The organism is Streptomyces sp. NPDC107559, assembly GCF_055657365.1.
The window spans coordinates 773,646-791,441 of record NZ_JBVKBD010000002.1 but is presented as its reverse complement, the minus strand read 5'-3'; the positions used below and the strand labels follow the sequence as shown (position 1 = coordinate 791,441).

Below are 17,796 nucleotides of genomic sequence, written 5' to 3'. Positions count from 1 at the left end.
GGCGGATACCGTTAGGGGGTGCAGCCAGCAAGTCAGTCTCCCGAGCAGCCCGAGAGCCCGTCCGGGCGTCTCCACCGGGCCCGTGCCCTCTACCGGAACGTCTCCAAGCGCAGGACCGCCTGGCTGCTTCTGAAGGACACCGTCAACTCCTGCATCGAGTACCGCATCCTCGGTCTCGCGGCCGAGGCGGCGTTCTTCTCGCTGCTGTCCGTACCGCCGCTGCTGCTGAGCCTCATCGGACTGCTCGGCTACGTCGACGACTGGACCGGCACCGACAGCATCAGCAGCCTGGAGAGCAATCTCCTGGAAGCCTCGCGCACCGTCCTGTCGGACCGGGGCGTCAGGGAGATCGCGCAGCCGATCCTGGACGACGTGATGAAGGGCGGCCGCCCCGACGTCATCTCCATCGGCTTCCTGTTCGCGCTCTGGTCCGGCTCGCGGGCGGTGAACGTCTTCGTCGACACCATCACCGTGATGTACGGGCTCGACGGCGTCCGCGGGATCGTCAAGACCCGGCTGATGGCCTTCCTGCTCTTCATCGTGGCGCTGCTGATCGGCTCGGTCGCGCTGCCGCTGATGGTCGCGGGCCCCGACGCGGTGGTACGGGTCGTGCCCTGGTCGACGACGGTGGTGCAGGTCCTGTACTGGCCGGTGGTGATCGTGCTGTCCGTCGCCTTCCTGACGACGCTCTACCACGTGTCCGTACCCGTGCGCTCGCCCTGGATCGAGGACGTGCCCGGGGCCCTGGTGGCGCTCGCCATGTGGGTGCTCGGCAGCTTCCTGCTGCGGATCTACCTCCAGAACACCATCGAGGGCGCGACGATCTACGGATCCCTCGCCGCGGCCGTCGCCGTCCTGCTGTGGATCGGTGTGTCCGCGTTCGCCGTGCTGGTCGGGGCCGCGGTCAACGCCGCCATCGACCGCGTCTGGCCGGCCGCCGCGACCGCCGCCGCCCGCGCGGCCAACGAGCGGATGCGGGAGGAGGTGGCCGCGGAGTACGTCGCCCGCAGGTCGGCCGCGCGGACGCACGACCCGGACGACCCCGACGACGACGATCTCTACGACGCCGACATGCCCTCCGAGTTCCCCGAGCGCTGGTCCCGCTTCCTGCCGCCGGACGACGTCACGGGACGCCTGCGCACCCACACGAAGAGCTCCCCGAAGGGCAACGGCGTCAACGGCACCAACGGCACCAACGGCACCAACGGCACCGGGGGCAACGGCACGGGCGGCAACGGTACGAACGGCGGCAACGGGAACGGAGAGGAACCGCCGACGCCGCAGTGACGGCCGGGGCGGGCGCGGACCGGCGCAGGGGACCGGGTGAGCCGGGGGCGCGAACCTGATCGCGCGCTGTTCGCATGCGCCCGTACGCCGGGCCGCGTACTCCGCGCGCCTGGCGCGGCCCACCGGTCAGGGCGCGGCGGCAGCGCCTCGCACGTACGTGTGTGCGCCTGGCGTGCCTGGTGCGCCTCGTACGACCGTTTGTGCGCCCGGCGCGCACAGACGTCGGGCCGGTGCGCCCGCCCGCGCCCACCGAGCGGCGTAGCCTGACCCCCGTGTACGTGGAGCGGCGGTCCTCCTCGCTGAGCGGCGCGGTGGTGTGGACCCTCACCCCCTCGGCGTCGGAAGCCCGCCCGGTGCTGCCCGACGGCTGCATGGACCTGCTGTGGACCGAGGGCCGGCTGCTGGTGGCCGGTCCCGACACCCGGCCCCACCGCCCCGAGGGCGCGCCCGCGCGCTGGGCGGGCATCCGCTTCTTCCCCGGCACCGCGCCCGCGCTCCTCGGCGTACCGGCGTACGAACTGCGCGACCGGCGGGTGGCGCTCGACGACCTGTGGCCCGCCGCGCCGGTACGGCGACTGTGCGAGCGGGTCGACGCGGCGGCCGACCCCGGGGCCGCGCTGGAGGAGATCGCGCGGGTGCGGGCCGAGGCCACGGACCCGCCCGACCCCGTCACGGCGAGTCTGGTGGCCGCACTGGCCGCGGGCCGCACGGTCGCCGCGACCGCCGACGAACTGGGTCTGGGGGTCCGGCTGCTGCACCGCCGCTCGCTGGCCGCCTTCGGCTACGGCCCCAAGACGCTGGCGCGCATCCTGCGGCTGCAACGCGCCCTCGCCCTGGCCCGCGACGGCGTCCCCGGGGCCGGGACGGCGATCCGGGCGGGCTACGCCGACCAGGCCCACCTGGCCCGCGACGTGCGGCAGCTGACCGGTACGACGCTGGGCGCACTGCTGCGCTGAGCGCGTCCCCGTGGCCCGTTCGGCCCGTCCGGCCCGCTCACCCCGCCTCCAGCGGAGCGAACAGGTCGACGCCGTTGCCGTCGGGGTCGAGCACCACGGCGTACCGCTGTCCCCAGAAGGCGTTCCACGGCTTCAGCTCGCCGTGGTACCCGGCGTCCACCAGCTCCTCGTACACGGAGTCGACCTCGCCCGGCCCCTCGCACCGCAGGGCCAGCGCGGCCCGGCCCTCGCCGGACGGCGCCCGCCACTGCGGACGGAAGGACCGGACGGTGTCCTCCGTGTCCAGCAACAGCCGCAGCCCGCCCGGCAGTCCGATCTCGACGTGCGGTTCGCGCTCGGCCCCCTCGAGGATGGTGAAACCGAGCCGGCGGTAGAAGGCGACGGAGGCGGCCATGTCGGAGACGACCAGCCCGATGGCATCGAATCGTGGACTCATGGGGCAACCGTAGGCGGCGGTCCGGACGCCGGTCTTGAACGAATCGGACACCCGCACGCCTCGGACACCCGCACGCTTCGGACACCCGCACCCCGTGCGTACCGTCGGCCCACCGCCTCAGCCGAAGGTGACCGGCCCCTTGGGTGTCCCCACCGTGAACGAGATCCCCACCGGGCCCTGCGCGACGGCGAGGTCCGTGCCGAGGAGGGTCAGCAGCGGTCTGATCGCGTCCGGGTAGGGGGCGGTCGCGGACAGGGCGAGCAAGGGGGTCACCGGCAGACCCGACGCCGAGGGGTGGGCCGAGGCGCCCCAGTCGATGAGGAACGGCACCAGACCCGAGGGGTGTGCGGTCCCGTCGGTCAGGCGCCACTCGAGCAGCGCCCCGTCGGGACGGCGGCGGCTCATCGCCCGTACCGGGCCGGGGTCGTGGCCATGGGCCCGCGCGGCCGCGACCGTCGCGTCCAGGTCGGGCGGGCTGATGGCCCAGGTGACCGTCCGCGGGGCGGCCAGAGCGTCCACGCCGAAGGGGCGCGGACCGGGGACGTCGGGCTGTTCCGGGTCCGGCCCGATGATCTCCAGATACCTCGTGCCGCCCAGCCCGACGAGGTGGTTGCGGGTGCCGAGCCCGACATGGACACCGCCGGGGGCGGGCGTCACACCGGTGCGCCGGGTGAAGTCGGCTACGGTCGCCGCCAGATCGGGGGTCGCGAGGACGAGGTGGTCCAGCAGCGGTACGAGGGCGTCGGCGTTCATCCCGCCCGAGACTACGCTTCCCGTTCCGCCCGGCAACCCCGTATGCGCGAGGCCCTTGCGGCCGGGCGCGGCCGTCCGCTCCGCCCTCGGCCCGCGTCGGCGAGTCGGCGTACGAGTGACGTTTCTCCGGTGAACCGTCTGCGCCGATGGAGTGAGCAAAGCCCGTCCAAGGGAAGAGTTCGGGGCCGTCCTAGAGATCCTCTCGTCCTGGCAAAGGGTGTCGTGTCGCGACGGCCCGCACGCGGCAGCGTGCCCAACTCCCGAGAGGAATCGGACCTTGACGTACGGCAAGAAGTTGCGCGAACAGATCGCCGGGCCCGGAACAACTCCGCTGATCGGCGTGTACGACATGTACTCGGCGTCCATCGCCGCCGACCACTACGACGGGATGTTCGTCTCGGGCTTCGGTTTCGCGGCCTCGCACTACGGGCTGCCCGACATCGGATTCATCGCCTGGCCGGACATGATGGCGTTCGTCCAGCGGCTGCGCGGCGCGTTCCCGCGGCACCACCTCCTGGTGGACATCGACGACGGGTACGTCGATCCCGAGGTCGCCTGCCATGTGGTGGAGGGTCTGGAGCGGATCGGGGCCTCGGGGGTGATCCTGGAGGACCAGAAGCGGCCGCGCCGCTGCGGGCACGCCGACGGCAAGCAGGTCCTGCCGCTGCACGAGTACCTCGCCAAGCTGGAGATGGTGCTGGCGACCCGCCGCGACCTGGTCGTGGTGGCCCGTACCGATGCCACGGACGAGCACGACATCCTGAACCGGGCCAAGACCCTGGCGGCGACGGACGCGGACGTGGTCCTGGTCGACGGGGTCCGCAGCGTGGAGTGGATCCGCCGGATCCGGGACGTGGTGGGGGACAAGCCGCTGCTGTTCAACCAGATCGCGGGCGGCAAGTCCCCGAGGCTCTCGCTGACCGAACTCGCCGAACTGGGCGTCGACGTGGCGATCTACAGCACGCCGTGCCTGTTCGCCGCGCACGAGGCGATGCACTCCGCGCTGGCCGACCTCAGGGCGGCGGACGGCCGGCTGCCCGAGGTCGACACCGCGACCGGGGTCGGCGTCAGGGCCGCCACGGAACTGCTGGAGCGCAACATCGCCCGGCTGCGGGACGAGCCCCAGGGCGTGGGCGTGTGAGCCCTGCGGGTGCGCGGCTGCGCACGGCCACCGCTCTCGCGGCGGCCCTGCTGGCCGCGGTGACGGCGCCCGCCGCCGCGGACGGCAGTCTGATCACCGTGCTCGACAACTCCCACGCCGACTCGATCCTGGAGGTCGACCGGTCCGGCAACGTCCAGCAGGGCAGCGGCACCGCCGGCAGCGACCACGAGGGCAGCGCCGTGGACATGGTGGAGGCCCTGGTCGGGGCGCAACGGCTCGGCGGCCACGACGCCGGCCCCGGTTCCGGAGCTGCCGGCCACGATGCCGGCACCGGTTCCGAGGCTGTCGGCCACGACGGCTGACCGACGGAACCCGCGGCCTCACGACGGGGACGGCCGTGCCCCGCACCGCGGCGGGGCACGGCCGTCCCCGATGGCGCCCGACGGCCTGTCCGGCCGGGCGGTTCAGGCGTACCGGCACACCGTGATGCCGTTGGCCGCGCCGCAGCCGATTCTCGAGTATCCCGGCACGATCATGTTGTAGTAGTGCCCCCACTGGAACTTGTATCCGTCGCTGTCGGTGTTGTGGTCGGTCGTGGCGTCGTAGGCGGCCTTCTCGCCGGCCCACTGACCGGTGGCCGAGGTAGGCCCGGAGCCGGATATGTTCTCGGCGCCGTTGTTGAAGGACAGGTCGTGCCGCAGGCTGCCGCCCGCCAGGGACGCGGGGTCGTCGGCCCAGGCCTGGGCACCCTGGGCGAGCCCGGCGTCCCAGGACAGGGCTCCCTGGCCTGCGTTCTGACGGACCGTGTTCGTCTGCGAGAGGATGGTGCTCTGGTCGCCGGAACCGATGTCGGCGGGCAGTCCCGCGGCGTGGGCGGTGGCGCCTGTGGCCAGGACCGCGCCCGCGCACATCAGCGCCGCCGCGACGGCGGCCGTGGCACGGCGGTGTGTACGGGAATTCTTCATGGTGACTCCCTGGGGGCAGGGCAGCCCGAGCGGCCCGAGCGACGTGGGCGCCTTGGGCGACGAAAAGCCTGCTGGAATGTACCGGCACGGGACCACGGCCGTCGGAAGCGGCCGCGGGGCCGGCTCGTAGGACGGCCCGGGGCCGTCGGTACCGAAAGGGGTCGGTTCGGCGGCCCGCACGGCCGCCCTCGGCAGATCCAGCGTATGCCGAGCGGATTCGTGAGTCGACCGGAGGCGAGGCCGGAGCCGGACGGCGCACCGCGGCCGGTGAGCGATGCCGCGCCCTGGGCGCCACGGAGCGTGACGCAGCCGTCGCGCCCCTCCGGATCGCCGCTCGTTCGGCTGCCGCTCACTCAAGAGTCCACCCGCTCGGACCTGTTCAGCCGCTGCGGCGCACCCGGGGCCTCAACTCCGCGGCGGGGCCGTGCTCGACCGCTCCACCAGGCGCGTCGACAGCTCCGTACGCGTGCCCTCCGGACGGTGGCCGTCCATCATCCGTACCAGCAGGCGCAGTGCCGTCGCCGCCATCTCCGCCACCGGCTGGCGGACGGTGGTCAGGGACGGGCTGGCCCAGCGGGCCTCCGGGAGGTCGTCGAAGCCGACCACGCTGACGTCGTACGGGACCGTCAAGTCCCGTTCGGCCAGCGCCTGGTAGACCCCGAGTGCCATGCGGTCCGAGCAGACGAAGACGGCCGTGGGCGGCTCGGACAGCTCCAGCAGTTCCCGCATCCGGATCCGGGCGCCGGCCTCGTCGGAGCGACCGTGGCGCAGGTACTCGGGCCGCTGGCGCACTCCGGCGGAGACGAGGGCCGAGCGGTAGCCGGCGATCCGGGCGCCGGCGTACAGCGCCCGCCGCGGACCGGCGATGACGGCGATCCGCTCGTGCCCGAGCGCGAGCAGATGCTCGGTCGCCGTGACCCCGCCCTGCCAGTTCGCCGCCCCCACCGACACCACGCCGGGCGGTGGTTCGGCCGCCGGGTCGATCAACACGTACGGGATGCGGAGCTGGTCGAGCCGGGCGTACTGGGACGGCGTCGGCTCGGCCAGATTGAGCAGCGCGCCGGCCGAGCCGCGCGCGGTGAGCCGGTCCAGCCAGCCGTGCTGCGCCCGCGCGCCCCCCGGCCGGGGGGCGTCGGCCGAGACGACCACGTCCAGGCCGGTGTCCTGGGCCGCCTCCTCCACTCCGTGCAGCACCGCGCCCGCCCGTGGACCGTCCAGCGCGGGCACGACGAGATCGACCAGCCGGGGCGTCCTGACGGTGTCGAACCGGGGCCGGCGGACGTAGCCGAGCCGGTCCAGCGCCTCCGTGACCCGGCGGCGCGTCTCGGGGGCGACGTCGTCGCGGCCGTTGACCACCTTGGACGCGGTCGGCACCGACACCCCTGCCTCACGGGCCACGACCGCCAGCGTCGGTCCGGCCGTCGCACTCGCAGACCCCGTACGGACCATCGGGAACCACCTCTCTGGACACCAGTGTGCAGAAAGCGCTTGCTATCCTAGGTGTGTCTCGACAGGGATCAAGGGCTGCGCCGAAAATCGCCCGCCCCGGCCGTGGAGCGCCCGGAACGCCGTACGGCGTCCGTACGGCCTCCGGCACGGCGCCGCGTGCGGCCTCCGTGCGGCTTCCGTGCAGAGGCTGCCGTCAGGCGGCCCTGGTCAGGTCCGTCCGGCGCACCTCGTGGGCCAGGGGCAGGCCGGCGGCCAGGCGTTCCAGCTCCGCGACGACGACCCGGCCGAGCCGCTCCAGCTCGTTGCCGAGCGAGCCCGCGATGTGCGGGGTGAGGAACACGTTGGGCAGCCGGTAGAGGGGGGAGTCGGCGGGCGGCGGCTCGGGGTCGGTGACGTCCAGGACCGCGTGCAGCCGGCCGGAGACCAGTTCGTCGGCGAGGGCGTCCGGGGCGACCAGCGCGCCCCGGGAGGTGTTGATCAGCATGCCGCCGTCGCGGATCAGGGCCAGCCGCTCGCGGTCGAGCAGATGCCGGGTCTCGGGCAGGTCGGGGGCGTGCAGGCTGACGATGTCGCTGCGGCGCAGCAGATCCGTCAGCCCCAGCGGCTGCGCGCCCAGCGCGCGGGCTTCGGCGGCGTCGACGTACGGGTCGTGGAGGAGGACCTCGAAGTCGAACGGGCGCAGCAGCTCCAGCAGCCTGCGGCCGACCCGCGAGGCGCCTACGATCCCCACCCGGCGGCCCAGGTTGCCGGTGCCCGCGGTCTCGGCGGGGGACGGCTTGGCGTGGGTCTCGCGGTAGCGCTCGCGCCGGGCGAAGGCGTCCTTCCCGGCCAGCAGGATCATCGCCAACGTGTACTCGGCGACCGGCAGCGCGTTGGCGCCGGCCGCGCTGGAGACGGCGATCCCGCGTTCCCACACGGCCTCCCCGGCCACCGGGCGCACCGAGCCCGCGCAGTGCAGCACGGTGCGCAGCCGGGGCGCGGCGGCCAGCGCGCCGCCGTCCAGCCGGGGGCAGCCCCAGCCTGTGATCAGGACGTCGGCCCCCGCCAGGGCCCGCGCGGCGGCGGGATCGGCGAAGTCGCGCACCACCAGCCCGGGGTCGATCACGGCCGTCCGCCGGAGCCGGGCCAGCAGGGATGCCGGGAAGAGCTGCGGGAGGTGCACCGGGTCCATGGCGAACACGGCCATGGGCGGCTGGGAGTTGGGCATGATCCTCCTGTGGCTCGTAGGAAACGCTTTCCGAAAAGCGCCCTCCAACGTAGATCCGGGCGGCAGGCGGGTCAATCGGCGGGATCAGGCCCCGAGGGCTGGTCCCGCGCGGCTCCGCGGCTGCGGCGCGTGGCCGGTGTGCCGGGTGGGGCCCGTACGGGAGGACGTACGCCGAACGGCCCAGCGACGGGCTCGTGCGGCGGAATACCGCGCGCCGGTGTGATGCTCTTTCCACAGAGCTGAGCGCGGCGAAGGGCTGGTGGGCAGATGACGGCAGACCGGACGAACCCCGTGGTCAGAACCCCGCATGGGGCGATACGCGGCAGATACGAGCGGGGTGTCGCGGTGTTCCGGGGCATTCCGTACGCGGCCCCGCCGGTCGGCCTCCTCCGGTTCCGGCCGCCCGTGCCGCCCGAGCCCTGGGACGGCGTGCGGGACGCGGGAGCCTTCGGGCCGACGGCGCCGAAACCCCCGTACTCGGAGGCCTTCGCGGAGTACCTGTCCGATCCGGTGGTGGCGGGCGAGGGCTGGCTCAACCTGAACGTCTGGACACCGGAGCCCGGCCCCGGCGCCCGGCTGCCGGTCCTGGTGTGGCTGCACGGCGGCGCGCTGACCCGCGGTTCCTCCGCCGTGCCCGTGTACGACGGGCAGCCCTTCGCCCGGGACGGGCTCGTGTTCGTCTCGGTCAACTACCGACTGGGCGTCGAGGGCTACGGACTGTTCCCGGACGCCCCCGCCAACCCGGGCCTGCACGACCAGCTGGCCGCCCTGCGCTGGGTGCACGAGTCGATCGAGGCGTTCGGCGGGGACCCCGGGAGGGTGACCCTGTGCGGGCAGTCGGCGGGCGCGATCAGCGTCGGCGCGCTGATCGCGGCCCCGCAGGCGCAGGGGCTGTTCCGGCGGGCCGTGCTCCAGAGCGGGCCCCCGGAGGCCCTCGACCGGGACAAGGTGCGGCGCATGGTGCGCCGGATGGCGACCCGGCTGAAGATCCACGCGACCGCCGAGGCCTTCGCCGCCGTCGACCCGGCGGTGCTGCTCAGGGCCCAGGCCGAGACCGGCCGCCTCAGCAGCCCGGTGCTCGGCGGACCCGCCTTCGGCATCGTCGTCGACGGCGATCTCGTGCCCCGCGATCCCCTGGAGGCCCTGGTCGAGGGCACCGTCGCCCGGGACACCGACCTGCTGATGGGCTGGACCCGGGACGAGTACCGGCTGTGGCTGGTGCCGGGCGGTCTGCTGGAACGCGTCGACCGGCTCGGCCCGGTCGCCCTGGCCGGCGCCATGGCCCGCTGCCACTGCGGCGGCGAGGTGGTGCGCGGCTACCGCGCCCTGCGCCCCGAAGCGGGCACCGCCGAGATCGTCGGCCAGCTCGTCACCGACCACCTGCTGCGGATCCCGCTGCACCGGCTGGCCGACGCCCGGCCCGGATCGTCGTACGTCTACGAGTTCGCGTGGCCGTCGGGCCGGACCGGCCTCGGCGCCTGTCACGCCCTGGAGCTCGGCTTCGTGTTCGACACCGGCGAGGTCCCGGAGGCACGCAAGCTCGCGGGCGAGGGCGCGCCGCGGGAACTGGCCGACGCGATGCACCGGGCGTGGGTGCGGTTCGCCGTCGAGGGCGATCCGGGGTGGCAGGCCTGGGACGCCACGCACCCGGTGCAGCTGTTCGGCGACGGCGACCCCCATGTCGTCCACGGTCCACGGGACGCCGAACTGGCCCTGTGGGCCGCCGATGCCGGCGCTCCGGAATCCGCGCCCGAGGCGGACCCGCCGTCCGGCCGGCTCACGCGCGGCACGGAACTGCGGTCGGCCGTACGGAGGTTGCGTCGCTCGGTCGGAGTCCGCCGGAACTGACCCCCCGTGCCCTGCCCCCCGCTCGACGCCTTGCTCTACCAGGCCGCGGGATGCAGGGTGCGCGCGATCGCGGCGATCTGCTCGGGGCCGACCCGGCAGCAGCCGCCGATCAGCCGGGCGCCCGACTCCCGCCACCCACGGACCTGTTCGGCGGTGAAGGAGGGGCGGCCCGTCCAGTCGCGGGCCTCGGCGTCCCAGGTCTCGCCGCTGTTGGGGTAGACGACCACCGGCTTGCCGGTGACGCGCGCCGCGGTGACGACGGCGGCGTCCGCATCCTGCGGCGCACAGCAGTTCACGCCGACGGCGATCACCTCGTCCGCCTCCGCGGCCAGGGCGAACGCCTCCGCGAGCGGCTGCCCGGCCCGGGTGCGGTCGCCCGCGACGGAGTACGACAGCCAGGCCGGCACCCCGAGCCCGCGCACCGTCCGCAGCAGTGCCGTCGCCTCGTCGGTGTCGGGGACGGTCTCCAGGGCCAGGACGTCGGGGCGGGCGGCGGCCAGCGCCTCCAGCCGGGGCCGGTGGAAACGTTCCAGCGCGCCGACGCTCAGGCCGTAGCGGCCCCGGTACTCGGAGCCGTCCGCGAGCATCGCCCCGTACGGACCGGCCGACGCGGCCACCCACAGCGGGCGCCCGACGCCCCGGGCGCGGGCCTGCCGGGCTGCCTCGCGGGCCAGCTCCACGCTCAGTCCGAGCAGCCGGACGGTCTCCTCGTGGCCGATGCCGTGCCGCGCGAAGCCCTCGAAGGTGGCCTGGTAGCTGCCAGTGATCGCCACGTCGGCGCCCGCCTCGAAGTAGGAGAGATGGGCCTCGGTGAGCGCCTCGGGCCGTTCGGCGAGCAGCCGGGCCGACCACAGCGCGCCGCCGAGGTCGTGTCCCGCGGCCCTCAGCTGGTTGGACATCCCGCCGTCGAGGACGACCGCGCCCGCGGCGAGGGCTTCGGCGAGGGTGCGGGCAGGAAGGTCGCTGCTCATGGGACGACGCTAGCCGACGGGCCCGGCCCCACACCCCGGACCGGGCCGCCCACCGATTCCCCCGACCGATTCCCCCCACGTTTTTCGCCCCGCGTGACCCGTTGACCTCCCCGGAGCCCACCCTTACCTTTTCGGCGTTCGTCATGCCACATGCCGTTCGTCATCTCGAACGGTCTCGTGTGTTCCCCCCACCGAGAGGCAGTCCCCATGAGACGCGTCCACGCTGTCCTGCTCGCCCTGTGCTGTGCCCTCCCCGGTGTCCTCGGGGCCGCCGCGAACGCCCGGGCCGCCGCCCAGACGATCGCCAACGGCACCCAGTTCACGGACACTTCGGGCGCCGCCGTGCACGCCCACGGCGGCGGGGTCGTCAAGGTCGGCTCCTCCTACTACTGGTTCGGCGAGGACCGCAACGCCGACAACACCTTCAGGTACGTGGACGCCTACCGCTCCACCGACCTGAAGAACTGGGAGTTCCGCGGTCATGTCCTCACCCAGTCCAGCGCCGCCGAACTGGCCACCGCCTACATCGAACGGCCCAAGGTGATCTACAACGCGTCCACCGGCAAGTTCGTGATGTGGATGCACAAGGAGAACGGCACCGACTACAGCCAGGCCCGTGCCGCGGTCGCCGTCTCCAGCACCGTCGACGGCAGCTACACCTACCAGGGAAGCTTCCAGCCGCTCGGCTCGTACATGTCCCGTGACCTCACCACCTTCGTCGACACCGACGGCACCGGCTATATGGTCTCGGCCGCCAACGAGAACTACGACCTGCACATCTACCGGCTGACCGCCGACTACACCGGCATCGCCGCCCTGGTCGCCAACCCCTGGGCGGGCGGCCACCGGGAGGCCCCGGCCCTGTTCAAGCGGGGCGGTGTCTACTTCATGCTGACCTCGGGCGCGACCGGCTGGAGCCCCAACCAGCAGCAGTACGCCACCGCGAGCTCGCTGTCCGGCCCCTGGACGGCCATGACGAACGTCGGCGACTCCACGGCGTTCGGCTCGCAGACCGCGTACGTCCTTCCCGTCCAGGGGACTTCGGGCACCGCCTACCTCTACCTGGGCGACCGCTGGGGCGACTCCTTCGGCGGCACCGTCAACGACTCCCGCTACGTCTGGCTGCCGCTGGCCTTCCCGACCTCGACCTCGCTGTCCCTGTCCTGGTACCCGGAGGTGACGGTCGACACGGCCGCCGGGACGGTGACCGGCACCGGCGCCACGTACAACACCCTGGTCGCCCGGCACAGCGCCAAGTGCGCCGACGTGCCGAACCAGTCGCTCTGGCAGGGCGCCGCGATCAGCCAGTACACCTGCAACGGCGGCACCAACCAGAAGTGGTGGTTCAAGGACCTGGGCGGCGGCTACTACGCGCTGGTGGGGCGCGGCAGTTCCCTGTGCCTGACGGAGAACGCCACCACGGTCACCCAGGAGAACTGCACCGGCGCGACCACCCAGCAGTGGTCGGTGACCGCCTCCGGCAGCTACGTCCTGGTCAAGGCCCGCGCCACCGGCGAATGCCTCGACGTGTCCGGCGCGTCCACCGCCAACTCCGCCGCCGTCATCACGTACACCTGCAACGGGGCGAGCAACCAGCAGTGGACACGCGGGACATGAGGTCACGTCAGGCGAGCAGATCGATCGCGTCGACCGAGGTGCCAGCGCTGAGATAGGACGTCGTCCCCGAGCCGCTCGCCACGTAGATCTTCAGCGTGTTGTAGGCGCCGGTGTCCGTCAGCCAGGCGGACGCCGGGACGCTGTAGGTGAACGTGTGGTTGTTGCCCCGGTACGAGCCCACGGTCAGCGAACGGGTGCTCGGCTGGGTGGGCGGCGAAGGAACGGCCGAGGTCCAGGTGTCGTTGACGACGACCTGCGGCCGGCCGTTGGCGTAGGCCGTCGTCACGCCGATGCGCAGAGTGTGCGCGGCGGCGGCCTGGGCGGCGGTCAGCCTGAAGTACACGATGATCCCGCTGTTGACGTCCTTCCACAGATAGCAGGGGAAGGCCGAGGTCTCCGTGCCGCTGCCGATCACCACGTTCCCGGTCCAGGCGGCGGCCCGGACGTCGGACGGATGCGCGTACGTCATCAGGTCCGCGTTCTTGAAGCCGCCCGGGGAGCCGGTCCAGTCGCCGATCCGCCAGATCGCGCTCGCGTTGGACGGATCGTTGGAGGACGGGATCGCGATCGTGTTCAGGGTGGTCGTGCCGCCCGCCGTCACCGTCACCGACGTGGTGTACACGGCGAGTTCGCCCTTGAACACGGTCAGCGTGTACGACCCCGGCAGCACCCCCGCGATCGAGAACCAGCCGTCCGACGAACGCGCCGAACCCCAGTACTGGGCCGCGGAGTTGGCCAGGCCCACGGTGTACGCGTAGGCGGTGTTGCGCCCGGTGATGCCGACGCCCGCGACCCGGCCACGGCCGCTCGCGGAGACGTATCCGGAGATGCCCAGCGAGTCCGCCCACGAGGTGGTCAGGGTGCCGGGGTAGAGCGACGAGGAGGGGGCCCCGCCGTCCGTGAAGGCGATGACGTACGGGCCCTGGAGGCCGAAGCGCTCGGACTCGGTCTGGTTCTCCCCGTAGTACAGGATCTCGTACAGGCCGCCGCCGTCCGCGCTCTGGTGGCGCAGCAGCGAGCGGTAGAATGGACCACCGGAGGCCTTCTCGTGGTTGCTGCGCACGATCCACAGCCCCACGCCACCGGTGGTCCAGCCGATGTAGTCGTAGTCCGTCACGCGCAGCCTGGAGTAGTGCTTGGCGCGGGTCTGGCCGTCGGACTTCGCGAAGACGTCCGCGGACTCGATGACGGTGGGCGCGTAGGTGTAGGAGTCCGGCTCGTCGTTGAGGAACAGGCCGGCCCTGACACGGACGATGTACCGGGTCGCGGAGACCGAGGTGTCGGCCTTGTTGGTCCACACGTAGACGTTGTTCTCGCCGCTGCGGGCCGCGTAGTAGTGCTTCAGCGTGCCGTACGTGACCGAGATCAGGATCGTGGTGCCGGACTGGGCGATGCCGACCGTGGAGGTGCCGAGGCCGGATTCCACGTGCGAGTTCTTGCCGCCGTAGCCCTGGTACTCGGTGCCGCGGTAGACGAGCGAGGTCAGGTCGCCGTTGGTCTTGCTGACCTTGAAGACCAGACTGGCGCCGGTGTCGACGACGTACTCGGAGCCGTTGTCGCTCCAGCCGAAGCCCGCCGCCGAGGCGGTGCCGGCGAGCGGTCCGGCGAGGGCGGCCGAGCCGGCGGCGGCCGCGGTGCCGAGTACGAAGGTACGGCGTCCTACGGATCCGTTCGGTGATCCGGGCATGGGGGTGCCTCCTCCGGGAGGTGTGGGGGTGCGGGTGCGGTTGGCAGAGTGACAGTTGAATCGACTTGGCGAAAGGGCTTTCACATGGCTCCAGTTGGTGGTCGCGCGAAATCTGGCCATGGACTAGAAAGCGCTTGCCAGTAGCGGTACCGTCCAGCCGCCAGGCCTTGTCCCCAGACGGAGGAGCCGCAAGTGAGACGTTTCAAGCTCGCCGTGACGGCGGCGATGACGCTGGCCGCCGCCCTGCCCGCCGTACCGGCCCAGGCGCACGCCGGGCCACGACCGTTCGGCCTCGACCACTGCACCGCCACCGCCTGTCACTTCGACGTCCCGCCCGGCACGTACGACGTGACGGTGCTGCTCGGCGGCGACAGCGCGTCGAGCACGAGCGTCGGCGGCGAGACCCGGCGCGCCCTCCTCCCGGAGACGGCGGCGGCGCCCGGCGCCCGGACCGTCAGCGGCTTCACGGTCGACGTCCGCACCCCCGAGGGCGAACCGACCGGCCCCGACGGCACCGCGGGGCTCGACCTGGCGATCGGCGGCACGGCGCCCGCGCTGGCCGGCATCCGGGTCGTCCCGGCCCGCCACCCCCGCCAGATCCTTCTGGTCGGCGACTCCACCGTCTGCGACCAGCCGGCCGAGCCCTACACCGGCTGGGGCCAGCAGCTCCCGCAGTACCTGCGCACGGGCATCTCCATCGCCAACTACGCGGACTCCGGGGAGAGTACGGTCACCTATCTGGAGGACCCGCGGCTGTGGGCCACCGTCCAGCAGCTGATCCGCCCCGGCGACCTGGTCCTGGTCCAGCTCGCCCACAACGACAAGACCACCGACGAGGCGACCTACCGGGCCAACCTGGAGACCCTGGTCGCGGGCATCCGGGAGAAGGGCGGGCGGCCCGTCCTCGTCACGCCGGTCGTCCGGCGCTGGTTCAACTCCGACGGCACCCTCGACAACGACATCGCCCTCCTGGTCAACGGCCTCGGCGTGAACCACCCCGCGGTGATCCGCGAGGTCGCCGCCGCCGAGGGGGTGCCGCTGATCGACCTGACGGCGAAGACGAAGGCACTGGTGGAGTCCCTGGGCGTCGAGGGCTCCAAGGCGCTGTACCTCTACGACGAGAAACGCGACAACACCCACACCTCGGCCTACGGCGCCACGGTGTATGCGGCCCTGGTCCGCGACGAACTGCGCGCACAGCATCTGGTGCCGCAGGGCAGAGTGCGGGTGGGATGAGATCCGCCGACCCGCCCCGAATTCCTGGGGTGTCCCGACCGGAACCGGGGCGCCCCAGGACCCTGCCGGAAGGAGACCGACCCCTGATGCGCCTGCCTCCGCCCGACCACACCCTCAGCCCCGCCACCGGCTGCACCCGCGCCCACTGGGAAGCGGCCGCGGACACCCTGCTCGCCGCGGTCGAGCCGTACGCCACCGGGGACCGCGCCCTCTACCACCTGCCCGGCACCCACCAGAGCTGGTCCGGCCGCCTCTCCGACGGCCTGGAGGGGTACGCCCGTACGCTGCTGCTGGCCGCCTTCCGCCGGGACGAGACCGTCCTCGGACGCTACGCCGAGGGCCTCGCCGCCGGGGTCGCGGGGGTCTGGCCCCGGATCGAGGACCGCGGCCAGCCGCTCGTCGAGGCCGCGTCGATCGCGCTCGCCCTGCGGCTGACCCGGCCACTGCTGTGGGACCGCCTCGACGACACCGTGCGCGGGCGGGCCGCTGAGTGGCTGGCCGACGCGCTGACCGCCGAACCCTGGCCCTGCAACTGGGAGTTGTTCCCGGTGACGGTCGGCGGCTTCCTCCAGGAGATCGGCCACGAGCCGGACGCCGCCCGCAAGGCGGTCGACCACGGGCTGGAGCGCATCGAGAAGTGGTACCTGGGCGGCGGCTGGTACACCGACGGCGACGGGCGCAAGTTCGACTACTACAACGGCTGGGCCATGCACCTCTACCCGGTGCTGCACGCCTGGCTGGCGGACGACCCCCGCCTGCTCGACCTGTACGGAGGCCGGCTCGAACGTCATCTCGCCGACTACGCCCGCCTGTTCGGCGCCGACGGCGCGCCGCTGCGCCAGGGCCGGTCGCTGACCTACCGCTTCGCGACCGCCGCACCCCTTTGGCTGGGCGCCCTCACCGGACGCACCCCGCTGACCCCGGGCGAGACCCGCAGGCTGGCCTCCGGGGCGCTGACGTACTTCCTCGACCGGGGCGCGGTCGACGAGCGCGGGCTGCTCACGCTCGGCTGGCACGGCCCCGACGAGTCCGTCCTCCAGGGCTACTCGGGACCGGCGTCCCCGTACTGGGCGAGCAAGGGCTTCCTCGGCCTGCTGCTCCCGCCGGAGCACCCGGTGTGGACGGCGCCCGAGGAACCCGGCCCGGCCGAGCGCGCCGACGCGCTCACCCCGGTCCGGGCCCCCAACTGGCTTCTCCAGTCGACCCGTTCGGACGGACTGGTACGACTGCACAACCACGGCAGCGAGGACGTGCGCTACGACCCGTACTACACCCGCCTCGCCTACTCGACGCTGACGGCGCCCTCGGCGTCGTACGACAACAGCGTGAGCGTCGGCGGCGATCCGGGCCGCACCGGGATCGAACCGCTGGGCGTGGGCGACGGCTGGGCCGCCTCGCGGCACACCACCGCCTCCGGCGCCCGGGTGACGAGCCTGGTGCTCGCCCATGGAGCCGCGGAGGTGCGGGCCCATCTGGTGACGGGCGCGGCCCCCGGCACCCCGGTACGGGTGACCGGATGGGCGGCGCCGGACGGGATCAGCGCCGAACTGCTGCCCGCCGTGGGCCTCGTGGACCCGGCGGGTTCCGGGGGGTCGGCGGACGGCGCCGGGCTCGTGGGGGTCACCGGCGACGGGGACACGCTCTTCGTGGCGCTGGCCCGGCTGACCGGCGCGCCGGACCCCGGACCACTGGAGCAGCTGGTGTCCGTACGGGCCGGCACGGCAGGGGAGCTGGACGTCGACTGGAGCCAGGGGCCCCGGCTGCGGGCGCGGCTCGACGGGTGCGGGGTGGAGGTCCGCGTGCGGGAGTGAACAGCGCTGCCCCCTAACTGCGTTGCCCCGTTCCCGGGCGGGCACGAGAATCCCCGTATGTCTTCCTCGATCCGTCATGTGACCGTCGACTGCGCCGACGCCTACGCCCTCGGCAGCTTCTGGTCCCAGGTTCTCGGCCAACCTCTGCACGACGACGACCACCCCGGCGACCCGGAGGCGCTGATCGAGGGCGCGGGCCTGCTGTTCGTCACCGTGCCGGAGGCCAAGGCGGTCAAGAACCGCGTCCACTTCGACCTCCAGCCGCAGGACCGCACCCGTGACGAGGAGGTCGAGCGGCTGCTCGCGCTGGGCGCCCGGCTGGTCGACGACCGCCGCAACGAGGACGGCACGGGATGGGCGGTGCTGGCCGACCCGGAGGACAACGAGTTCTGCGTGGAGCGCAGCGCGGCGGAGCGCACGGCCTGAGACGCCGGTACGGATCCGCGCCGGGGGGCGACCCGGCACCCCGGC

The 17,796-nt window shown here is 73.1% G+C and carries 16 protein-coding genes; 9 read left to right on the top strand and 7 right to left on the bottom strand.

Going from position 1 to position 17,796, the window contains the following annotated elements; all coding sequences use genetic code 11:
- Positions 1 to 18 precede the first annotated feature (18 nt).
- Together ACZ7OY_RS09965 and ACZ7OY_RS09960 are read left to right on the top strand one after the other, a co-directional pair.
- The gene (locus tag ACZ7OY_RS09965) at positions 19 to 1,287 is read left to right on the top strand and encodes a YihY/virulence factor BrkB family protein (RefSeq protein WP_471910938.1); all 1,269 of its coding nucleotides are present in this window, start codon (positions 19 to 21) and stop codon (positions 1,285 to 1,287) included.
- A 272-nt stretch (positions 1,288 to 1,559) separates the two neighbouring features.
- Positions 1,560 to 2,243: a helix-turn-helix domain-containing protein gene (locus tag ACZ7OY_RS09960; RefSeq protein ID WP_471910937.1), complete on the top strand. Its 684-nt coding sequence runs from the start codon at positions 1,560 to 1,562 to the stop codon at positions 2,241 to 2,243.
- Positions 2,244 to 2,280: 37 nt separating this feature from the next.
- Here the strand turns inward: ACZ7OY_RS09960 and ACZ7OY_RS09955 are convergent, their stop codons facing one another.
- Together ACZ7OY_RS09955 and ACZ7OY_RS09950 are read right to left on the bottom strand one after the other, a co-directional pair.
- Complete coding sequence (locus tag ACZ7OY_RS09955; RefSeq protein WP_471910936.1) at positions 2,281 to 2,679, bottom strand: VOC family protein; 399 nt, start codon at positions 2,677 to 2,679, stop codon at positions 2,281 to 2,283.
- Positions 2,680 to 2,796: 117 nt separating this feature from the next.
- Entirely contained in the window at positions 2,797 to 3,432 is a 636-nt protein-coding gene (locus ACZ7OY_RS09950) for a VOC family protein (RefSeq protein ID WP_471910935.1), read from the bottom strand.
- Between the two features lie 277 nt (positions 3,433 to 3,709).
- On the opposite strand from ACZ7OY_RS09950, the gene ACZ7OY_RS09945 reads away from it, so the two are divergent.
- Complete coding sequence (locus ACZ7OY_RS09945; RefSeq protein ID WP_471910934.1) at positions 3,710 to 4,573, top strand: isocitrate lyase/PEP mutase family protein; 864 nt, start codon at positions 3,710 to 3,712, stop codon at positions 4,571 to 4,573.
- Positions 4,570 to 4,896 (top strand): hypothetical protein, encoded by a 327-nt coding sequence (locus ACZ7OY_RS09940; RefSeq protein WP_471910933.1) that lies wholly within the window; start codon positions 4,570 to 4,572, stop codon positions 4,894 to 4,896. Before ACZ7OY_RS09945 ends, ACZ7OY_RS09940 begins: the two co-directional genes overlap by 4 nt.
- 102 nt (positions 4,897 to 4,998) lie before the next feature.
- Here ACZ7OY_RS09940 and ACZ7OY_RS09935 read toward each other — a convergent pair whose 3' ends face one another.
- From ACZ7OY_RS09935 to ACZ7OY_RS09925, 3 genes are all read right to left on the bottom strand, one after another.
- Positions 4,999 to 5,499, bottom strand: coding sequence for a CAP domain-containing protein (locus tag ACZ7OY_RS09935; RefSeq protein ID WP_471910932.1), 501 nt, complete (start codon positions 5,497 to 5,499; stop codon positions 4,999 to 5,001).
- Positions 5,500 to 5,904: 405 nt separating this feature from the next.
- Positions 5,905 to 6,948 (bottom strand): LacI family DNA-binding transcriptional regulator, encoded by a 1,044-nt coding sequence (locus ACZ7OY_RS09930; RefSeq protein ID WP_471910931.1) that lies wholly within the window; start codon positions 6,946 to 6,948, stop codon positions 5,905 to 5,907.
- A 193-nt stretch (positions 6,949 to 7,141) separates the two neighbouring features.
- On the bottom strand, positions 7,142 to 8,155 hold the full coding sequence (locus tag ACZ7OY_RS09925) for a hydroxyacid dehydrogenase (RefSeq protein WP_471910930.1): 1,014 nt from the start codon (positions 8,153 to 8,155) through the stop codon (positions 7,142 to 7,144).
- 267 nt (positions 8,156 to 8,422) lie between these two features.
- Between ACZ7OY_RS09925 and ACZ7OY_RS09920 the strand changes: the two genes are divergently transcribed.
- Positions 8,423 to 10,003, top strand: a complete 1,581-nt coding sequence (locus tag ACZ7OY_RS09920) for a carboxylesterase/lipase family protein (RefSeq protein ID WP_471910929.1) — start codon at positions 8,423 to 8,425, stop codon at positions 10,001 to 10,003.
- 35 nt (positions 10,004 to 10,038) lie between these two features.
- Here the strand turns inward: ACZ7OY_RS09920 and mmuM are convergent, their stop codons facing one another.
- Positions 10,039 to 10,974 (bottom strand): homocysteine S-methyltransferase, encoded by a 936-nt coding sequence (gene mmuM / locus ACZ7OY_RS09915; protein ID WP_471910928.1) that lies wholly within the window; start codon positions 10,972 to 10,974, stop codon positions 10,039 to 10,041.
- Positions 10,975 to 11,181: 207 nt separating this feature from the next.
- Here mmuM and ACZ7OY_RS09910 point away from each other — a divergent pair, with 207 nt between their 5' ends.
- Positions 11,182 to 12,591 (top strand): RICIN domain-containing protein, encoded by a 1,410-nt coding sequence (locus ACZ7OY_RS09910; protein ID WP_471910927.1) that lies wholly within the window; start codon positions 11,182 to 11,184, stop codon positions 12,589 to 12,591.
- Positions 12,592 to 12,598: 7 nt separating this feature from the next.
- Here the strand turns inward: ACZ7OY_RS09910 and ACZ7OY_RS09905 are convergent, their stop codons facing one another.
- Positions 12,599 to 14,278 (bottom strand): rhamnogalacturonan lyase B N-terminal domain-containing protein, encoded by a 1,680-nt coding sequence (locus ACZ7OY_RS09905; protein WP_471910926.1) that lies wholly within the window; start codon positions 14,276 to 14,278, stop codon positions 12,599 to 12,601.
- A 192-nt stretch (positions 14,279 to 14,470) separates the two neighbouring features.
- On the opposite strand from ACZ7OY_RS09905, the gene ACZ7OY_RS09900 reads away from it, so the two are divergent.
- The 3 genes from ACZ7OY_RS09900 (at position 14,471) to ACZ7OY_RS09890 (ending at position 17,751) form a co-directional block, all read left to right on the top strand.
- Positions 14,471 to 15,514, top strand: coding sequence for a rhamnogalacturonan acetylesterase (locus ACZ7OY_RS09900; RefSeq protein WP_471910925.1), 1,044 nt, complete (start codon positions 14,471 to 14,473; stop codon positions 15,512 to 15,514).
- An 86-nt stretch (positions 15,515 to 15,600) separates the two neighbouring features.
- The gene (locus ACZ7OY_RS09895; protein ID WP_471910924.1) at positions 15,601 to 17,325 is read left to right on the top strand and encodes a DUF2264 domain-containing protein; all 1,725 of its coding nucleotides are present in this window, start codon (positions 15,601 to 15,603) and stop codon (positions 17,323 to 17,325) included.
- A 57-nt stretch (positions 17,326 to 17,382) separates the two neighbouring features.
- Positions 17,383 to 17,751, top strand: coding sequence for a VOC family protein (locus tag ACZ7OY_RS09890; protein WP_471910923.1), 369 nt, complete (start codon positions 17,383 to 17,385; stop codon positions 17,749 to 17,751).
- Positions 17,752 to 17,796 lie beyond the last annotated feature (45 nt).

Coding starts and splice junctions, on each gene's coding strand:
- mmuM (WP_471910928.1), bottom strand. CDS start 10,974: ATGAGCAGCGACCTTCCTGCCCGCACCCTCGCCGAAGCCCTCGCCGCG.
- ACZ7OY_RS09905 (WP_471910926.1), bottom strand. CDS start 14,278: ATGCCCGGATCACCGAACGGATCCGTAGGACGCCGTACCTTCGTACTC.
- ACZ7OY_RS09920 (WP_471910929.1), top strand. CDS start 8,423: ATGACGGCAGACCGGACGAACCCCGTGGTCAGAACCCCGCATGGGGCG.
- ACZ7OY_RS09955 (WP_471910936.1), bottom strand. CDS start 2,679: ATGAGTCCACGATTCGATGCCATCGGGCTGGTCGTCTCCGACATGGCC.
- ACZ7OY_RS09950 (WP_471910935.1), bottom strand. CDS start 3,432: ATGAACGCCGACGCCCTCGTACCGCTGCTGGACCACCTCGTCCTCGCG.
- ACZ7OY_RS09930 (WP_471910931.1), bottom strand. CDS start 6,948: ATGGTCCGTACGGGGTCTGCGAGTGCGACGGCCGGACCGACGCTGGCG.
- ACZ7OY_RS09895 (WP_471910924.1), top strand. CDS start 15,601: ATGCGCCTGCCTCCGCCCGACCACACCCTCAGCCCCGCCACCGGCTGC.
- ACZ7OY_RS09890 (WP_471910923.1), top strand. CDS start 17,383: ATGTCTTCCTCGATCCGTCATGTGACCGTCGACTGCGCCGACGCCTAC.
- ACZ7OY_RS09935 (WP_471910932.1), bottom strand. CDS start 5,499: ATGAAGAATTCCCGTACACACCGCCGTGCCACGGCCGCCGTCGCGGCG.
- ACZ7OY_RS09910 (WP_471910927.1), top strand. CDS start 11,182: ATGAGACGCGTCCACGCTGTCCTGCTCGCCCTGTGCTGTGCCCTCCCC.
- ACZ7OY_RS09925 (WP_471910930.1), bottom strand. CDS start 8,155: ATGCCCAACTCCCAGCCGCCCATGGCCGTGTTCGCCATGGACCCGGTG.